The sequence below is a fragment of the Allomuricauda sp. CP2A genome, from assembly GCF_001683915.1.
Lineage (GTDB): Bacteria > Bacteroidota > Bacteroidia > Flavobacteriales > Flavobacteriaceae > Flagellimonas.
In genome coordinates, this window is record NZ_LXTT01000104.1 from 1 (window position 1) to 17386 (window position 17386).

The 17386-nt window shown below is 41.3% G+C and carries 14 protein-coding genes; 2 read left to right on the forward strand and 12 right to left on the reverse strand.

Annotated elements, in window-relative coordinates:
- Positions 1-251: 251 nt before the first annotated feature.
- Positions 252-341, reverse strand: a complete 90-nt coding sequence (locus A7D14_RS20570; protein ID WP_394297355.1) for a hypothetical protein — start codon at positions 339-341, stop codon at positions 252-254.
- 244 nt (positions 342-585) lie between these two features.
- Here A7D14_RS20570 and A7D14_RS12540 point away from each other — a divergent pair, with 244 nt between their 5' ends.
- Together A7D14_RS12540 and A7D14_RS12545 are read left to right on the forward strand one after the other, a co-directional pair.
- The gene (locus A7D14_RS12540) at positions 586-948 is read left to right on the forward strand and encodes a hypothetical protein (RefSeq protein ID WP_141673383.1); all 363 of its coding nucleotides are present in this window, start codon (positions 586-588) and stop codon (positions 946-948) included.
- Positions 949-1470: 522 nt separating this feature from the next.
- The gene (locus A7D14_RS12545; protein ID WP_067035066.1) at positions 1471-2721 is read left to right on the forward strand and encodes a site-specific integrase; all 1251 of its coding nucleotides are present in this window, start codon (positions 1471-1473) and stop codon (positions 2719-2721) included.
- 31 nt (positions 2722-2752) lie between these two features.
- Here the strand turns inward: A7D14_RS12545 and A7D14_RS12550 are convergent, their stop codons facing one another.
- The 11 genes from A7D14_RS12550 to A7D14_RS12610 form a co-directional block, all read right to left on the reverse strand.
- Positions 2753-3529, reverse strand: coding sequence for an SDR family oxidoreductase (locus tag A7D14_RS12550; RefSeq protein ID WP_067035069.1), 777 nt, complete (start codon positions 3527-3529; stop codon positions 2753-2755).
- A gap of 201 nt (positions 3530-3730) precedes the next feature.
- A complete protein-coding gene (locus A7D14_RS12555; protein WP_067035072.1) occupies positions 3731-4714 on the reverse strand; it encodes a D-cysteine desulfhydrase family protein in 984 nt (327 codons plus the stop codon).
- 54 nt (positions 4715-4768) lie between these two features.
- A complete protein-coding gene (locus tag A7D14_RS12560; RefSeq protein ID WP_083158089.1) occupies positions 4769-5914 on the reverse strand; it encodes a formylglycine-generating enzyme family protein in 1146 nt (381 codons plus the stop codon).
- Positions 5915-6253: 339 nt separating this feature from the next.
- Complete coding sequence (locus tag A7D14_RS12570; RefSeq protein ID WP_067035079.1) at positions 6254-6631, reverse strand: Rid family detoxifying hydrolase; 378 nt, start codon at positions 6629-6631, stop codon at positions 6254-6256.
- A gap of 6 nt (positions 6632-6637) precedes the next feature.
- The gene (locus A7D14_RS12575) at positions 6638-8431 is read right to left on the reverse strand and encodes a serine hydrolase domain-containing protein (protein ID WP_083158090.1); all 1794 of its coding nucleotides are present in this window, start codon (positions 8429-8431) and stop codon (positions 6638-6640) included.
- Positions 8432-8679: 248 nt separating this feature from the next.
- The gene (locus tag A7D14_RS12580) at positions 8680-9855 is read right to left on the reverse strand and encodes a glycoside hydrolase family 172 protein (protein ID WP_083158091.1); all 1176 of its coding nucleotides are present in this window, start codon (positions 9853-9855) and stop codon (positions 8680-8682) included.
- A 39-nt stretch (positions 9856-9894) separates the two neighbouring features.
- A complete protein-coding gene (locus A7D14_RS12585) occupies positions 9895-11553 on the reverse strand; it encodes a ribulokinase (protein WP_067035085.1) in 1659 nt (552 codons plus the stop codon).
- A gap of 9 nt (positions 11554-11562) precedes the next feature.
- The gene (gene fucP, locus A7D14_RS12590) at positions 11563-12858 is read right to left on the reverse strand and encodes an L-fucose:H+ symporter permease (protein WP_067035087.1); all 1296 of its coding nucleotides are present in this window, start codon (positions 12856-12858) and stop codon (positions 11563-11565) included.
- 8 nt (positions 12859-12866) lie between these two features.
- The gene (locus A7D14_RS12595; RefSeq protein ID WP_067035090.1) at positions 12867-14645 is read right to left on the reverse strand and encodes an L-fucose isomerase; all 1779 of its coding nucleotides are present in this window, start codon (positions 14643-14645) and stop codon (positions 12867-12869) included.
- Between the two features lies 1 nt (position 14646).
- A complete protein-coding gene (locus tag A7D14_RS12600; RefSeq protein WP_218058533.1) occupies positions 14647-15795 on the reverse strand; it encodes a DUF6786 family protein in 1149 nt (382 codons plus the stop codon).
- 453 nt (positions 15796-16248) lie between these two features.
- Complete coding sequence (locus tag A7D14_RS12610) at positions 16249-17256, reverse strand: LacI family DNA-binding transcriptional regulator (protein WP_067035098.1); 1008 nt, start codon at positions 17254-17256, stop codon at positions 16249-16251.
- Positions 17257-17386: the final 130 nt, after the last annotated feature.

A 17386-nucleotide genomic window follows, 5' to 3' on the forward strand; every position in this document is an offset into this window, starting at 1 on the left:
TTATTATATGCTGTATGTGGCTAAAAAAGTAGACAACAGACATACCATATAAGGATTTGAGAGTTGGTTTTAAATGTTTAATTGTGTGAAATAAAAATACATTTGAACTATATAATGGTACACTTTAAATTTGAAACTGCAATAACGTCCCAAATATTTACCCCAACTTTTGCGCATGGATTCTATCGGGATTTTGTAGGTTCCGGTAGATAGGCCTGAAGCAAAAACCCGATAGGGCCTACTTTTGAATTTCAATAGTTCCTTTTGGAAACCGTTGTCCTATTGAAGGTCCTTTCTGCTAATTGGTAAAAACTGTCCAGGTCAAAACCTCTCTTGACCATTGGGGAAAGCGTACAAGTGTTCTTTACATCCCTTCTGCTTATTATGATTTTTGCATTTCTGCGGCTACGGGCTGTCCGATCTGTTTATGAGGAGCCAATCTTATTTGCTCAGCGATTCTTTATTCAAGCTCTTTGACATTTCCGATGCATTCGCCCCGTTCCACTCTGCGTATCTCTTTCCTAACCCTTACTATTTCTCCCCGTCAGGGTGGATGAAAAGCAAGAGCTTGTCCAGAATATCCCGATGGAACCACCGACCCTGGTCCAAAAGGAAAAGTCGCTCGATGCTCAGTTCAGCGAACTCGATTTGGGCTTTTCCAACTTTCAAAACGACCTATTGAAGCTTTTGAACGAAAACACCTCTTTCAATGGGGTAAAAATGATTCAGTTCAACGCGCCCACACCATTGAGTATGACAACACCAATATCAAGATCTACATCTTTGTTCTTGAAGGGGCCTTTCAGCAGGATATTAAAGGTGGTCCATGCACTTGAAAACCAAGGGGGTTTTGGAGCCATCTCCTATATGGGTTTTGAAAAGAAAAGGGATTTCGGGACGAAACAATCCTCATTTCAGTCAACAGTTCATCTTGAGCTTATGGAATAACTCATCCTTCTTTCATCTTCTCATTTATTCTGTGTTTTTAACTCAGAATAACCGCACATGATACCATTCACGTTTTTTAGCAAAATAGGCTGTGCCCAGCATAAAATAAGGGGTTTGATAGAACTTATAATCAGAAAACCTTTATAGGAAAAATACTTTCAAAACAATCCTTTCTACTTATTTTATCATATAACTTCTTAATGAATTAAAATCAAATATTTTTAATATGAAATGATTTATTGATAATGATTTCGATATCCTCCTTCAAAAAGTTTGAACTCTGTCCTGCCGCGGTCACTGGGTAGCAATACCAACAAACAGAAAGCCTTGCAAAATCTACGGATTGCAAGGTTTTCGGCGTTTTTGGGGTATCATTTAATTTGGTTTGTTTTGGTTTGATTCGTCAACAAATCGGTCAACAAAATCCAATCGTCAACACTGTTGACGATTAACCCTGCAAACCATTGACATACAGTTGATTTGGCTTTTTCATTAACATTTTTTTAACGCTAAATCATAGGTATGAAAACATCACACACGTTCACCATCCTCTTCTGGATCAACAAGTCAAGAACCAACAACAATCTTGCTGAGCTCTATGCCCGGGTAACCATCAATGGGAAGAGAACCAATATTGGCCTGAAAAGAAAGATCGATATTCAGCTTTGGGACATCAAAAACAAAAAGGCAAAGGGAAAAACAAGGGAGGCCAAAGAAATCAATGACTATATAAACCTTGTCCAATCCAGATTGTTCAACATTTATCAAGACCTGAAATATAAAGGCGAACTCATTACCCCGCAATTGGTCAAATCACTGTACAATGGTGAGAACATCAATTCAAAGACATTGTTGGAGCTTTTGGAATACCATAATAGAAAAATCGAAAACACTCTGGCTCCAGGCACTATCCGAAACTTTGGAATCACCGAGAATTATATCAACAGGTTTCTAAAACAGAAATTGAAAACTACGGATGTCAATTTGAACCAACTCAATTATAAATTCATTTCAGACCTTGAAATGTTCCTGGTAAATTATTATCCAAAAGACCATCCCAAATCCATGAGCCATAACACAGTCATGAAGCATCTACAACGACTGCGTAAAATAGTCAACCTTGCCTATCAATTGGAATGGATAGACAAGGACCCTTTTTTACGTTGGAAACCTACATTTGAGCAGAAGCAGCGGGAATTTCTAAGCCAGAATGAGCTGAACAATCTGGAAACCTATCATTTCCCAATTGACCGATTGGATCGTGTAAGGGACCTTTTTGTCTTTAGTTGCTATACTGGCATAAGCTACTCTGATATTATGGTCCTTTCAAAAAACAATCTCATCATTGGAATGGACGGTAACAGTTGGATTGCCACAAAAAGACTAAAGACCAAAACCTCAGTGAGGGTTCCCCTTTTGGAGCCTGCCAAAAAAATACTTGATAAATACGAAAACCATCCGGTCACGGCACATTCTGGAACTCTTTTGCCAAAAATCACCAATGAAAAAACCAACTTGTATTTAAAGGAGATCGCAGATGCGGTCGGCATCAAAAAGAACCTGACCTTTCATATGGCAAGGCATACCTTTGCCACAACGGTGACGCTATCCAACGGTGTACCCATTGAAACGGTATCCAAATTACTGGGCCATACAAAGTTGGCAACTACTCAAATCTACGCCAGAGTTATCGACCAAAAATTGAGTGAGGACATGATTGATCTTCAACATAGGCTCAATAGCATCGATCAATATAAAAACAATGGAGGTTGAAAAAAAATGGCAATAACTTCTGTGAATTTAATTAACCTCCATCCAAATGAACATAGCCACCATCAACAAAAACTATTTGGCCACTATTTACACCTGACTTCCTTGAAAGAAGAAATACTGTCATGTCAGCCAATTCTACCGTAGTGGTCATTCTGTTTTCCAAAGGGATTTTGGAGTTGATCAGTTTCAGCGCCTCTTCAGGTGAATCCTTTTGGGATATCCACTTCTTATACTGTGGTGTCCAACATTCGGCCACGGACACACCGTACACCGAAACCCGATGTTTTTCAAGCTCTTGCGCCCAATCTTGGGTCAGGGACGCCCTTGCTCCATTTGCAGCAGCATAACCTGAAGTTCCTCCCTGGCCCGTAGTATAAATCTTTGATATTATATTGACTATGGTTCCCTTGGACACCTTAAGAAACGGAAGACATAATTTGGCCATTAAGAAATAATGCCCAACATTATTATTTAAAGAACCATAAAATTGGGGAATTGAACCTTTTTCCAGTCCCACCCCATCATTCGTTCCTGCATTATTCACAAGTGCGTCTATCCTTCCTGTCTTCTTTACTATTGTCTCAATAGCGTTCCGACAGCTTGTCTCATCGGTAAGTTCAACCGCTAAGCTGATAATCTTCTCCGTGCTTGAACCCAAATCATCGGCATAGGTATTAACATCCCCCCCATCCCTATCTAATATACAAGGAGCTGCACCCTCCTTCAATAAAGCACCTACTATTCCCTTTCCAATCCCAGATGCGCCTCCCGTCACAATTACTACTTTGTCCTTTAGCTCTAAATTCATTATAATTGATTTAATTCAAATCTACTGATCCCTTTGATGTCAAATGCGCAATCAACCTTAGGTTGGTACTCAGTTTAATGGAAATGTAAGTTAAACAACTTACATTTAAGACAAGACCTGCACAATACATCTTTATCATTGGTTACACAAGGTTATGGATTGGGAGGGAATAAGTACCGAGGCAGTGTAATCCCCGAAAATCTATACCAAGTAATTCGCATAGGCAAAGTTTGCTGGTAAACCTCCTGTATGATAAAATAGAATATTGGATTCTACTGGTACTTTTTTGTTTTTAAGAAAATCCATCAAACCATAAAAAGCCCTTCCGGAATATACTGGATCCAATAGAATCCCTTCATTAACAGCCAACTCCTTTATAGCTTCCTTTTCATTTTGGCCAATAACTCCATATCCTGTTTTATCATAACCCCTGATTAAGTTAATGTCCCTGAGACTGTATTCTTTCTTCAAATTCAACATCTTTTTCCCATCATTGACAATATCCAATATTTTTTCTTCTAAACTAAGGCCCTGGATTTCAGTTTTATCAATATTGATTGGTATAAGTTCAGAAGTCAAACCAAACAGCTCTTTCCCCAAAATGAATCCAGCTAAAGTACCACCCGAACTGGATGCAAAAAATATATAGTCAATCGTTATGTCAAGTTCCTTCAATTGATCTTTAAGCTCTTTTGTTGCATTTACATAACCCATAGCCCCATTGGAACTTGAGCCGCCATAAGGTATTATAATGGGTTTTTTACCTTTGACCATTAACTCTTCCTTTAGAAGCTCCATTCCCTCTCCCTTTCTATCTTCTGCCGCAAAGTAGATTTTTGCTCCCAATAAATTTGACAATAGTAAGTTTCCATTTGGTGTTTCCGGTCCATCTCCACCTAACATCAAATGGCACTGCAATCCAGCAACTGAACAGGCTGCTGCTGTTTGTCTACAATGATTTGACTGTTGAGCCCCTCCAGTAATGATTGTATCACAACCATTATCTATGGCTTCTTGAATCAAATACTCTAGTTTTCTGGTCTTGTTTCCCCCAGAAGCCAGTCCTGTTTGATCATCTCTTTTGATATAAATATTATAATCCTCATATTTATCTGATAAATTCTTGAGCTTATGCAGCGGTGTGGGCAAGAATCCTAGGTCAAATTTATTTTCAAGTATCTTCATAGATTTGCATTATTTTTCAATATGGTTATGTCACGCTTAGTTTTTTTACCTTATTTATTCTTCTAATGAGGGGAGAGACATGACAGTCCTAAATCCTAAATGCTCCATTCCGGAATCTGGACTGGTCGCCATTCGGGCACTGATTCGGTAGCTGGCACAATAGGAGGCACTGCAAAGAAACGATCCACCTTTGATTACTTTTTCCTTAGCATATGGGTTCGAGGAGTTAAATGCTTTTGAAGCTCCTTTTGGATTCTTGGCAACCTTATTTTTATTTAAAAGGTCCTTGTAGTAATTGGTGTTGTACCAATCATTTGTCCATTCCCATACGTTACCCGCCATATCGTAAAGGCCAAAATCATTCTTCGGATAGCTCATCACAGGGGCCAAGCGTTCAAAACCGTCTTCCTTGGTATTCTTAACTGGGAACTCACCTTCCCATGTGTTGGCATATTTACCCAGTAGGCCATCATCATTACCCCAAAAATAGAGGGCATCTTTCTTGCCTCCCCTTGCCGCATATTCCCATTCCGCTTCCGTAGGAAGTCTTCTGCCAACCCATTCGCAATAAGCCATAGCGTCTTCATAAGCGATATGCACCACTGGATGGTTTTCCTTTCCTTTTATATTGCTCTGTGGCCCACTTGGATGTCTCCAATTGGCACCGATCTTCCATTCCCACCATTGGGAATAGTCAAAAAGGTTTGGTACAGTGGATTTGGTCTTTTTGAACACCAATGACCCGGGTTGAAGAATACTATCATGAGGCTTGGGAGTGCCTTGTGGAAGTTGCTTTTTCATTTCTTCCCAATCGATTTCACGCTCGGCCACGGTAATATAGCCAGTTTCTTCTACAAACTTGGAGAACTTGGCATTGGTCACCTCATGAACATCAATGAAAAACCCATCAATCGATACCCTATGGGACGGTCGTTCATGGTTCATTGCCATTTGGTCTGAAGGAGTTGCACCTTGTACGAATTCACCACCGGGCACCCAAATCATTCCATCAGGAATTTTTAATGAGGTTTTTCTTAGGCCATTATCCAGATGGCCAGAAACTTCGGAGGTGTTTTGGTCGTTTTCCGATTCCTTCTTCCCCTTAGCGAGACAATTAAATAGGAAAAATGGTAGGAATATCAGTAAAAAAAATTGTTTGCACTTAAGTACTAAGGTTCGTAAATAAGGGGAAAATTCCATTACAGGTGGTTTAAATTATAATACGTATGTGGCTTGTTGAAAACGCAATCTTCAATAATTGTCAGTTCATATTTTACTTGTACAGCAGGCAGACTACATCTATATTTTATATTTTCATAACCAGTACTATTCCCAACCTTCATCCTTCTTGCCCCCATTGCCTTTCCAATCTTTATAAACATATTCTTAACTGGATTGTGCATTGGCCCCTTGAAGGGCCAACACACAATAAACTAAACAAACTAAAACAAAACTCAACTATGACATAACTACTTTTAAGTTTTCTCCCATTCTGGATTTTGGGTGAGATTCCGTATTAATTGACCTTTTTAAATTCTATTAAATTGGTTTGATGGCTATACATTCTATTTCAACTAAAACCTCCAATGGCAGGGTTCTTACTGCCACTGTAGCCCTGGCAGGGGGTACTTCTTTAAAATAATTCCCGTACACCTGATTCATCTCTTTAAAATCATCCATATCACTCAGGTAACAAGTGGTCTTTACCACATCATCATAGCCATAGCCTGCTTCATCCAAAACATGCCCGAGATTTTTCAATACTTGTTCGGTCTGTTGAGCCACTGTTAAGGGAATTTCACTGTTTTGATTAATTGGCAATTGCCCTGATACAAAAAGAATCCCTTTACATAGAACAGCTTGGTTATAGGGCCCTATGGCTTTTGGTGCCTTGGCACTCTTAATTGCTTTTTTCATCTTGTTTTATATTTCTTTGTTGAAAATCAATTTATCCACTCCTCCATTGGAAACGAAAAAGCCCTTGACAATTCCTGTTTTATCTCTTACAAATTTTACTGTATCAAAAATCCAATAATCGCCTTTGAAAGTGTCTTCTCCTTTTGGCTTAAACGTAATATCTTCAAGTCTTTTGTGTTGAGCTTTTAGATCCCCATCTTCAATAATAAAATTGTATTGGACTTCAAGTTCTGGGCTGTAGTAGGTGCCAATGAACTCAGATAGGCTATTCTGCATCTCCAAATTGTCCTGATCTGTTTTTTGTGCATTTTTTTGAATTGTTCCAACTCCATGTTCCTTCCCAAGACAAATGTCTGCCACTTTCTTACCCAAATCGATTACATTGCAAGATGCAATATTGCTAAACACGGCAATGCCAAGGTCAACATCTGGGAAATACATCATATAACCGCGATAACCAGCATCAATGCCCAAGTGACTGATTGTAGGGAATCCCTTATGATTGCTCAATGCGAGTCCCAACCCATAATTGATTTCATCGCCATTGTTCAGTTTTCCACGGGTCGTGACCAAGTTGAAAACATTCTCATTGACCACTTTCATTTTTCCAAATTCAATCAACCATTTGGAAAAATCCTCTGCCGAAGTGAACAAACTGGTAGCTCCCATATTGGAAAAGTTCAAATTGCTCTTTTTTAGACCTTCCGATCTATCGTCATACGAGTAGGATCTTCCATGGACAATCTCCTCATGGTCATCAAAGAAAAAGGTGTTCTCCATGTCCAATGGAGTAAAAATATGCTCACGGGCCCACTCCCTAATGGTCATACCCGTAACCCTTTTTACAATCTCTGCTGCCAAAGTATAGTTGGAATTGGAGTAGTTGAATTTATCACCTGGCTCAAAATTCAACTCCTGTTGCCGATAAATCATTCGCAATAGTTGATCTTGGGTTATCACATCATCCATTCGCCAACCTGAAAGGGCCAAAAGCACCCATTGGTCACGTATTCCGCTGGTATGGTTCAATAGCTGACGGATGGAAATCGCTTTCTTCACTTTCAGTTCAGAAAAGAATTTATGTATATCGTCATCCAGTGACAGTTTTCCCCGATCGTGCAAGGTTGCAAGTGCAAAACCTGAAAATTGTTTGGAAATGGATGCAATATGGAACCTTGTGGAGGGCGTAATTGGATTGCCATATTCCATATTCGCCAAACCATATCCGTTACTGTATAACATTTCCCCCCCTTTGACGACCGCTACCGCGGCTCCTGGGAAATCCATACTATCATAAGGCCAAAATATCTCATCAATCTTTTGCCCAATTGTATTTCCTGTAAGCTTTTGGTTAATTTCCAAACGATAGTTCCCTGCTTTAAATTGGGTTTCATAGGGCACTCTTCTTTCCCCGTCCCAAATAAACTTGTTTCCATCTTCCATTAAGGCCACTGTTTCCCCTTCAATAGCTTGAAGCTCCACAATATACTCCCCCTCCCTTTGAGTTACAATACCAAAATATTCATCCGAATAAATGTTTTTTTGAAGGTCTTGTGAAAGCAGTAAATTTCTAGAAGGGTCAAAAACAGAAAGGCCTATATTTGTGCCTTTTTGCTCAATACGCCCCATCACCCAGAGCCCTTTCTTCAAATACAGTTTGTATTGGTGTGTTTCACTGGGCAAAATTGAATCCTGGGTGATACTATTTTTCTGAAAAGTGCGTATGGTGTATTGTGCAACAGTTAGATTATAAAAGCTGGCTATCAAAACTATTGTCAAAGTTCGAGTATGCAGATTCATTACGGATTAAGTGATTTGTTTGTAAATACTAGTTCATTCAACTGACCTAATGAGAAAAATCCACTGATTATATTGGGTTGTTTGCACATATAGGTTCAACAAATATTCCTTGAATCGTTCTTTTATCCTTTGTCCTTCAACTATAATCATGGTCCGTTCAGAGCATAGTTATTTGAATATGCCGTATAATCATTTTTTATTAATCAGTTCCAACAGCAATATAATTGTATATGAAGGATTGATTAAAATCAATTCCTACCCATGGTGGGGCCGTCTGTATTCTTTAAACTTGGTATTCTTTCTTCGACCCCAGGTAACTTAGGAAATGGCATATGTGGTTCTGTCTGGTACCAATACCCAACCGTATAGTAATTATCCGACCGATGATTGGCATGACCATGCTCAATGGTCATTTTCAATGATTTACTGAATGTGATGGGTGATTCCTCATGAAAACGGTACACCGTCCATTGGGCACCTCGGTCATCCCCTCCGTTACTTGGATTTCCATAGTCGTCATAGTCAAACTCGGGTTTGGTGTGCCCAAATGGGTTTATTCCGCAACCGCCATAACACCATGCACCCAGATAATAATCTTCTGCTCCAGTACCTGTGATATCAGGATTGTCAGCACCATCAATAAAGATCATTTCATCTCCTTCGCCCCACCAATCACCTTGATTTTGTATGATACTGTGGGTAACCCCCAAAAAATGTCCTTTACCCTTGGCTTCCATAATTACATAATTTCCTTCGCCCTTTAGGTTCTCGTGTCTATTCACTATACTGTCCCCATTGCGTTCCCAATCGGTGGTCCAGCCATCAGTAGGCGTTTCTTGGCGATATTGGGCATGAAAATAAAGGGTGTTGTCCGTCAAAGCATTGTGCTTTTCCCAATCGATGTTATAATAAAATGCCCCTATGGCTATTTCTCCTTCATTAGTTATGGTGATTTTGGCCGACTTTCTAAATGGCATGGGGAAGTAGGCGTTCAAGGCCCGTTGCGATCCCACAGAGGTAAATTTGGATTCATAGAGCTTGTATTTTCCCAGACCCAGCCCGAAAAAATCGCCAATGGGCGTTTCCACACTTGGGTTTTGCTCACCATCCCAGTACATGCGCAAAACGATTTTTTTTAGGTGATAGGGTTCGTTACTTGCTATGGTCATCCAGATATGCTTAATGATACCAGGTCCCTGTACATCGCCTATTATGCGTGTTTCTCCAGGCTGTATCTTCTCTTTCCAATTGCCATCATCGTTTGCCCCAGACCTATCATAGCTGGAGATTCGCTTTGATTCATAATCCCTTGATTCCCAAATCTGGCCTTTGCTACCAACTTGCCCATGCGCCAAGGGTGCGTAACTCATTACTATTCCCAAGAATAGCCATAAAATGCTTTTTGTCCGATTTCTTTTTTTCATTTTAATTCTATTTAATTATAAACTGTTCAGGGTTATTTTTCATTCTTCAATAAAACGGCCCAACTCCTTATACTTATTAAATCTGTTCTCGTATATGGAAAGTCTGCCGGGTTCCGGCTTATAGGTCTTCTCAAAACCTTGACCCATTGCTGACATAGCTTCCTGTATATTGGCATTTACGCCTGCCACAACCGAAGCGAACATTGCTGCCCCCATGGCACAGGTTTGCTCAGAGGTATGGATTTTTATGGGTAGGTTCAAGATATCCGCCATCATTTGCATCACATAGCTTGATTTTTTGGCAACACCTCCAAGGGCAATGATGCCTTTTAACCGAACATTGTTCTGTTCAAAATGTTCAATGATCTGTTTGGCACCAAAACAGGTGCTCTCCACCAAGGCTCTGTACACCCTGGGTGCATCACTACCCAGATTAAGGTTGATCAGGGCTCCTTTCACATAAGGATTGGCATTAGGCGTCCTTCTCCCATTAAACCAATCCAAGGCCAATTCGGCGTTATCCTCAAGGGGTAGCTGGAGAGCTTCTTCTCCCAATTTTGCCAGTATCTGTTTTTTGATGGGTTCCAACATGGTTTTCTGTAACCCTCCAGAATCATCCATAACCTGTATTATCCGAAGAACGGTATCCGAAATCAATTCCTGAAACCAAGCGTATACATCCCCAAAAGCGGATTGACCTGCCTCAAACCCAATCATTCCCGGTACAATAGATCCATCCACTTGGCCACACAATCCGCTTATCAAGGCAACATCATCACTTTTTGGGACCACCATCATATCACAAGTTGAAGTACCCATCACCTTACTGAGATAATAGGGTTCGATCTGTCCACCCACCGCACCCATATGGGCATCCAAAGCACCAACGCCAATCAAAACTTTGGCAGAAAGGCCAAGCTTTTCAGCCCATTCCTTGGATAGATTCCCTACCGCTTCATCAGCATTAAATGTTTCGGTAAAAAGGGGATGTTCAACGTTTTCCATAAGTGGATCTAGAGCAGTAAGGAAACCCTTTGGAGGCAAGCCATCGTGCTCTTTGGCCCAAAGGGCTTTGTGTCCAGCGGCACATACCCCTCTTTTGACTCTTTTTGCATCATCGCCCCCGGTCAATAAGAACGGTATCCAATCACAATGCTCCACCCAAGAGACACAGGCTTTGGCAACATCTTTGTCCGCTCTCAGCGCGAACAACAGTTTGGCCCAGAACCACTCTGATGAGTAAATACCTCCTGAATATTTTAGATAATCCTTGTCATAATTTTTCGCATGGGCATTGATTTCATCAGCTTCTTTTGTAGCACTATGGTCTTTCCATAAAAAGAACATGGCGTTTGGATTGTGCTCAAATTCCTTTTTTAGCGCTAAAGGCTGGCCCATTTCATCAACTGCCACCGGTGTAGAGCCTGTGGTATCAACAGATATCGCCCTGACATTTTTGGAGATTTCCCTTCCTGCTTGCGACACAACACTGGAGACTGTGTGTTCCAGTCCCTCGATATGATCCAATGGATGTTGCCTGAATTGATTCCGAGCCGCATCACAATACAGACCCTTTTTCCATCTTGGGTATTCAAATTCGGAAATGGCCACCTCTTTGCCAGTATGGGCATTCACCAAAAGTGCCCTTACCGACCCCGTACCAAAATCAACACCAATCACATAATCATCACGTTCCATAGGATTCTTTTAGCTTACGGTTACTTTATGTTGAAGATTCTTTTGCACCCTGGAGTACAGTGCAACAACGAGGAAACATGCCAAAGGGACATAGAACGAAATATTGATACTTCCAGAACTATCCGAAACCACACCTTGCAAACTGGTAAGCATGGCACCTCCCAAGATGGCCATGATCAGTCCCGAACCTCCTATCTTTGAATCATTTCCCAACTTTTGCATTCCCAATCCATAAATCGTCGGAAACATTAGAGACATACATCCCGATGCCAAAATCAGGGCCACCACACCTGTCATACCAGTACCGTGAATGACTGTTAAAGTGCAAAAAGCGCCCAACACCGCCGCAAAGAACAACAAACGCCGCGGCGGAAAATATTTCATCAAGACTGTAAAGACAAATCGAGAGCTGGAAAACAATATAATAGACGCTAAGTAGTAAACCGATGCATCATCCTCACTCTTGTCCAACTCCTGCATTGCATAACGAATGGTATACGACCACAACCCTATCTGGGCTCCCATATAAAAAAATTGCGCGGTCACTGCCCAGCAATAATTCCGATTGCCCAAAAGTCGTTTTATGGAACCCAAAATGTCCATTTTTTTCACTTCGTCCTTGGCTATCGGCATCTTTGTAATCTTAACCAATATCCAGATGACCAATAAAAAGATGGCCACCCCAACATAGGTTCCCATAACCGATGTCAACTCCGCCGATTGAATTGCCTTTAGCTGCTCCGGAGCCATTGAAGCCCTTTCATTGGCATCCAGAAGGTTTAAATTGGATAGGATGAAAATCTTGCTGAGCAAAATTCCGGTGATACTTCCAATGGGATTGAAAGATTGGGCCAAATTGAGTCTTCTAGTGGCTGTTTCCTCAGGCCCCATCGATATGATATAAGGGTTGGCCGCTGTTTCCAAAATGGACAGTCCCCCGGCCAGAATGAAAAGTGCTGTCAAAAAATGACCGTAAACCATGCTGATACTGGCGGGATAAAAAAGAAGGGCGCCCATAATGAACAATCCCAGACCGACTAAAACACCTGTTTTGTAGGAATATTTTTTAACTAAAATGGCAGCTGGCAAAGCCAACATAAAATAAGATCCGTAGAAAGCCATTTGAATCCATGAGGTCTGAAAGTCCGTCATACTCATGATACGCTTGAACGCGGCCAGTAGCGTATCGGTCATGTTATTGGCCAATCCCCACAAAAAGAACAAGCTGGTAATGAGTATAAAGGGCCATTTATTTCCCGGCATGGTAACTGGGATGTTTTTCTCCAAACCTTTTTTACCTTCCATTTGCCCGCCTATTTAAATCCGTACATCGGTCCATAATTCTTGCAGGCCCTATAATCCGAACCTTCAGGGTCCATTCCCTGTGCGTTCCAAGCTGATGGCCTAAAGATTCGCTTTTCCTCAACATTGTGCATACAAACCGGAATTCGTAACATGGAGGCCAAGGTGATCAGGTCATGTCCAATATGCCCATAACTGATCGCACCGTGGTTGGACCCCCAATTGTTCATCACCGAGTACACATCTGCAAATGCACCCTTACCTGTTATTATAGGAACAAACCAGGTTGTTGGCCAAGTACGGTCGGTCCTTTCATCCAAGGTTTTATGAACATTTTCAGGTAGGTCTATGGCATGACCTTCGGCTATTTGCAGTGCAGGGCCCAAACCTTTGATAAGGTTCAATCTGCACATAGTAACAGGCATTCCTCCTTTGGTAAGGTAGTTGGACGAGAAGCCCCCACCTCTGAAATATCCCAAGTTGGCCGGATACCATGTGGTTGCTTTTAAGCAAGCATTCACTTCATCTTGGTCTATCTCCCAAAATGGTTTCATTACAGGCCTTCCATCCTTGCTTTGTTGACCGGTGCCATCCAAAGTGGCGGACCCCGAGTTTATTAAGTGGATGAAGCCTTCCGAAGCTATTCCTTCGGGTTGCCAGCCGGTGACCCTTTTAACCGCACTGGGGCTCCAGTAGGTACGAACATCTGCGAATATCTGGGCGGTATTGGTCAGCAAATAATTGAACAACATGGAAACCCCGTTAAGAGCGTCATTTTCCGTGGCCACCATATAGGGCGCCCTGATTCCGTTCCAATCAAATGAGGAGTTCAGTATCGCTTCTGAAAAATCACCGTTTGGAAGAAAATCGGTCCATTGTCGCTGACCCTGAAAGCCAGAGACCAAGGCATCGTGGCCTTGTGATTCCTCCCCATACCCTATCTCCTTCAATTTTGGGTTTCCTTCCATCAAATCCCGTATAATCAGGGTCATCTTCACCACAAACTCCCAATCCTTTTCCTTCTGTTCGGGACTTCTTTGTTTTTCCTTTTCGTTGAAATCTTGACCTTCCGCGCAGTTACTCTTGGTCCATTCCAAAGCTTTTGCAAACTCTTCCTTGTCGTAAATCCCATGTTCAATGCGCCTCAACACCTCGGAGGAATCTACATATTCGTTCCGCATACCCAAATAATCCTGAAAAAAATCAGGGTCTATCATGGAACCGGCTATCCCCATGGAAACACTTCCAATGGCCAAGTAGCTACGATTTTTCATCAGGGCCACAGCCAATCCAGCCTTGGTAAAGGAAAGGAGTTTCTTTTGTACGTCTTCCGTGATTTGGCTGTCATCCAGATCTTGGACATCCTCACCATAGATTCCAAAAGCTGGAAGCCCTTTTTGGTTATGGGCCGCCAAGGTGGCCGCCAAATATACCGCTCCGGGTCGCTCCGTTCCATTGAATCCCCAGATAGCCTTGGGAAGTTTTGGGTCCATATCCATGGTCTCTGTACCATAGCACCAACATGGGGTAACAGATAGGGACACCCCCACGTTTTGGGCACTAAAAAAGTCTCCACACTCAACAGCCTCCTTTACCCCGCCAATACAAAAGTCCGGGATGATACAATCCACCGGGCTTCCGTCCGGATACCTTAACTTCTCTTTGAAAAGCTTGGCAACATTCTTAGCCATGTTCATCGTGGTGGCCTCAAGCGATTCCCTGACACCCCCCAGTCTTCCATCTATGATTGGACGAATTCCTATTTTAGGATAGTTTTTTTTCTTGGTCATTCTATAATTTGCTAAAAAAATTTGTTATTCTTTCTAATGTGATTCCAAAAACCTCTTTCACAATTTGTCCCAGTTCTTTTTGATTTCCAGTCATGTGAAAGACAGCATGGTCATGGGTTAACGACTCTTGTGGTTTTATAAATGCCGCCGGGGAGACACTTTCCAGTTCATAAAAAGGCCCCATTTGGGAGCCATCCTCCAACGGACCATCGTTATAGGCATTGACCGCATCTCCTATGAACGGATCACCGTCAAGGTTCCATTCTTGATTAAGGTAGGCTGCATCTGTTTCCATACTGAACAATGCAATGGTCAAAACCTTGTTTTGGGCATCATAGCTTCCGGCCAACTTTGTAGCACGATCAGGAGATAGGCCAAGCTTACCCCTTGATTTGCCATCGGCCTTGAAGAACAACATTCCTTTGTCATACCCAATTCGGCCTTCAGGAATTTCTCCAAAATAGTCAGTGGTGGCAACAGGCCCTGCACTTTCCTTTTTATACGGAATGAATATGGTTGTTTCCTCTGAAGGGGGGAACATGTCCAATATCCAAATACAGGGAGCCCCTGTTTTCCTGGTCCATTCAAAATCACCAATATTAGTGATGGTATTCTTTGTTCGATAACCAACTGATTTGACTCCTTTTGTCTGTACTCCGAGCAATTCTTCCATCTGTCCAGCACTCAATATCTTCACATCTCGCTGGGCATGGATATGAAGTTTATAACCCGCATAGTTTTCAATTTCCATGGTTTTTTCCATGGCTACTGAGGTCGTGCTTTTTTTCTTAATACTCCACTCCTCATTATCGATTGGGGGTGGGGTTTTCCAATTTTCAAATTTCATTTCAGTGCCCGGTTTAAAGAAAAGGGAATAGGCATTCCCTTCGGGCCCCAACCAAAATCTACTCTCACCACCATATGCGTTCATGTGTGGGTCAGTCTTTCCAAAAGCATCATAGTTGATCCACCCCATACTCCTTCCTTCTTTACCGGATACACTTGAAGTAAATACCTTGGCTTGATACTTTCCTGAAACGGCCACTGAGGCTTTCCCTGAATTTAAAACAATGAGGTCAGAATCCCATTTTTTAAGAAAATCCGTATCATAACCAAAGGTGCCCCTCTTTAAACTGTTTTCTTTATCCATGATCTCTGTATCAGAATCTTTTTTTGCCTGATTTTTACAGGATACAACAATTAAAAAGATAATCGCGATACGTAAAAACTGTTCTTTTATCAACATAGTTAGGTATTAAAAATTTTTGGCGGAAGGGCGAAAAATCTGCTCCGACGCCCGGACTTATTACCATGGACAAAAAAAAACACATCAGACAAGGCATACTTATTACGCAAACGGGCAATTAACAAATTAATGTCCGTTACGGTTTGAGTCAACAGTTGTCTTGCGGGGCAAGAAAAGTGCGGCCCGAAACCAAAATTGAAAATCTTATACATATATAGCTGCACTTTAATGACATCAACAATTTCAAAGGTCTCTTTTTATAATAATCGCATCCAAATATATAATTTAAACGTTTAAGCAACAAAATAAACAACCAATATTTCTCAATTTCCGCCAACCATCATCGTCGGGCAATGCCTATTGGCAAGATTTACCGATAACAAGTTCAGCCCCGAGCTTTATTTTACTGGGTTTCCTGTTCGAATCAGAGATTTGTTGAATCAATACATTCACAGCCATTTTAGCGAGCTCAGCCAAAGGCTGCCTAACATGGGTCAACGGGCAATAAAAGAAATCAAAGACGTCGCTCTGATCAAATAAAATGACTGCAACTTTATCCGGCACTTTTAAATTTAACCCAGTAATATGCTTCAGGCCGATTACCCCCAAAGTGTTCGTGGAAAAAAAAATAGCATCCACAGGCGGATTGGCCTTAACCATATTATTTATTGCCGAAGTCACTCCATCAGATGCCATAGAAAAATCAACTTCAAAAAGTAGGCTTTCTTCTATACCGGCTTCATTTAAAGCATCTTTATACCCTCTGACCCGTTCCTTCATGTGCTGAAGTGTGGTAGCATAAGCTATCATCCCTATTCTAGTTTTTCCGTTGACCAGCAATCTTTTGGTTGCTTCAAAAGCGGCTTGATAATTATCAATGACCACAAAATTTGTGTCAATACTTGGAAAGAACCGGTCAATAAGTACAAAGGGCACGTTTTGCCTTAACATCAGCTCAATTTGTTCTTCGGAAGACTCAGTGGGCGTAATTATAAAGCCGTCCACCTGTCTGTTCATCAAAAATTTGATCAAATCCTTTGACTTTGAAGCCTTTTCATCCGAACTTCCAAAAATGACCGTATACCCATTCTGTTTTGCCTCGTCTTCAACAATTCTGGCAATTTGGGCAAAAAACGGGTTAGAAATATCCGCAACGATTAAGCCTATTGTTTGACTTTTGCCACTTTGTAGACTTTTGGCAATTAGATTGGGCGTGTAATTCAGTTCCCTGGCAATTTTTCGAATCTTCTCGGACATTTGTTGACTAACGCCACTTTTATCCTGCTTTGAAAGCACATAGGAAACTGTAGCGATTGACACCCCTGCCTCTTTCGCTATATCTTTTAAGGAGACCTTTCTTTTCATTGGTTGAATATAAACGTTTAAATTCTATTATCATACATTAAAATCATTCCATCCTCGAAGAAACCAATAGTATGTTGAAAGTACATATCCTGGTGTAAGGCTTCTATAAGATGACAATACTTATTCACTA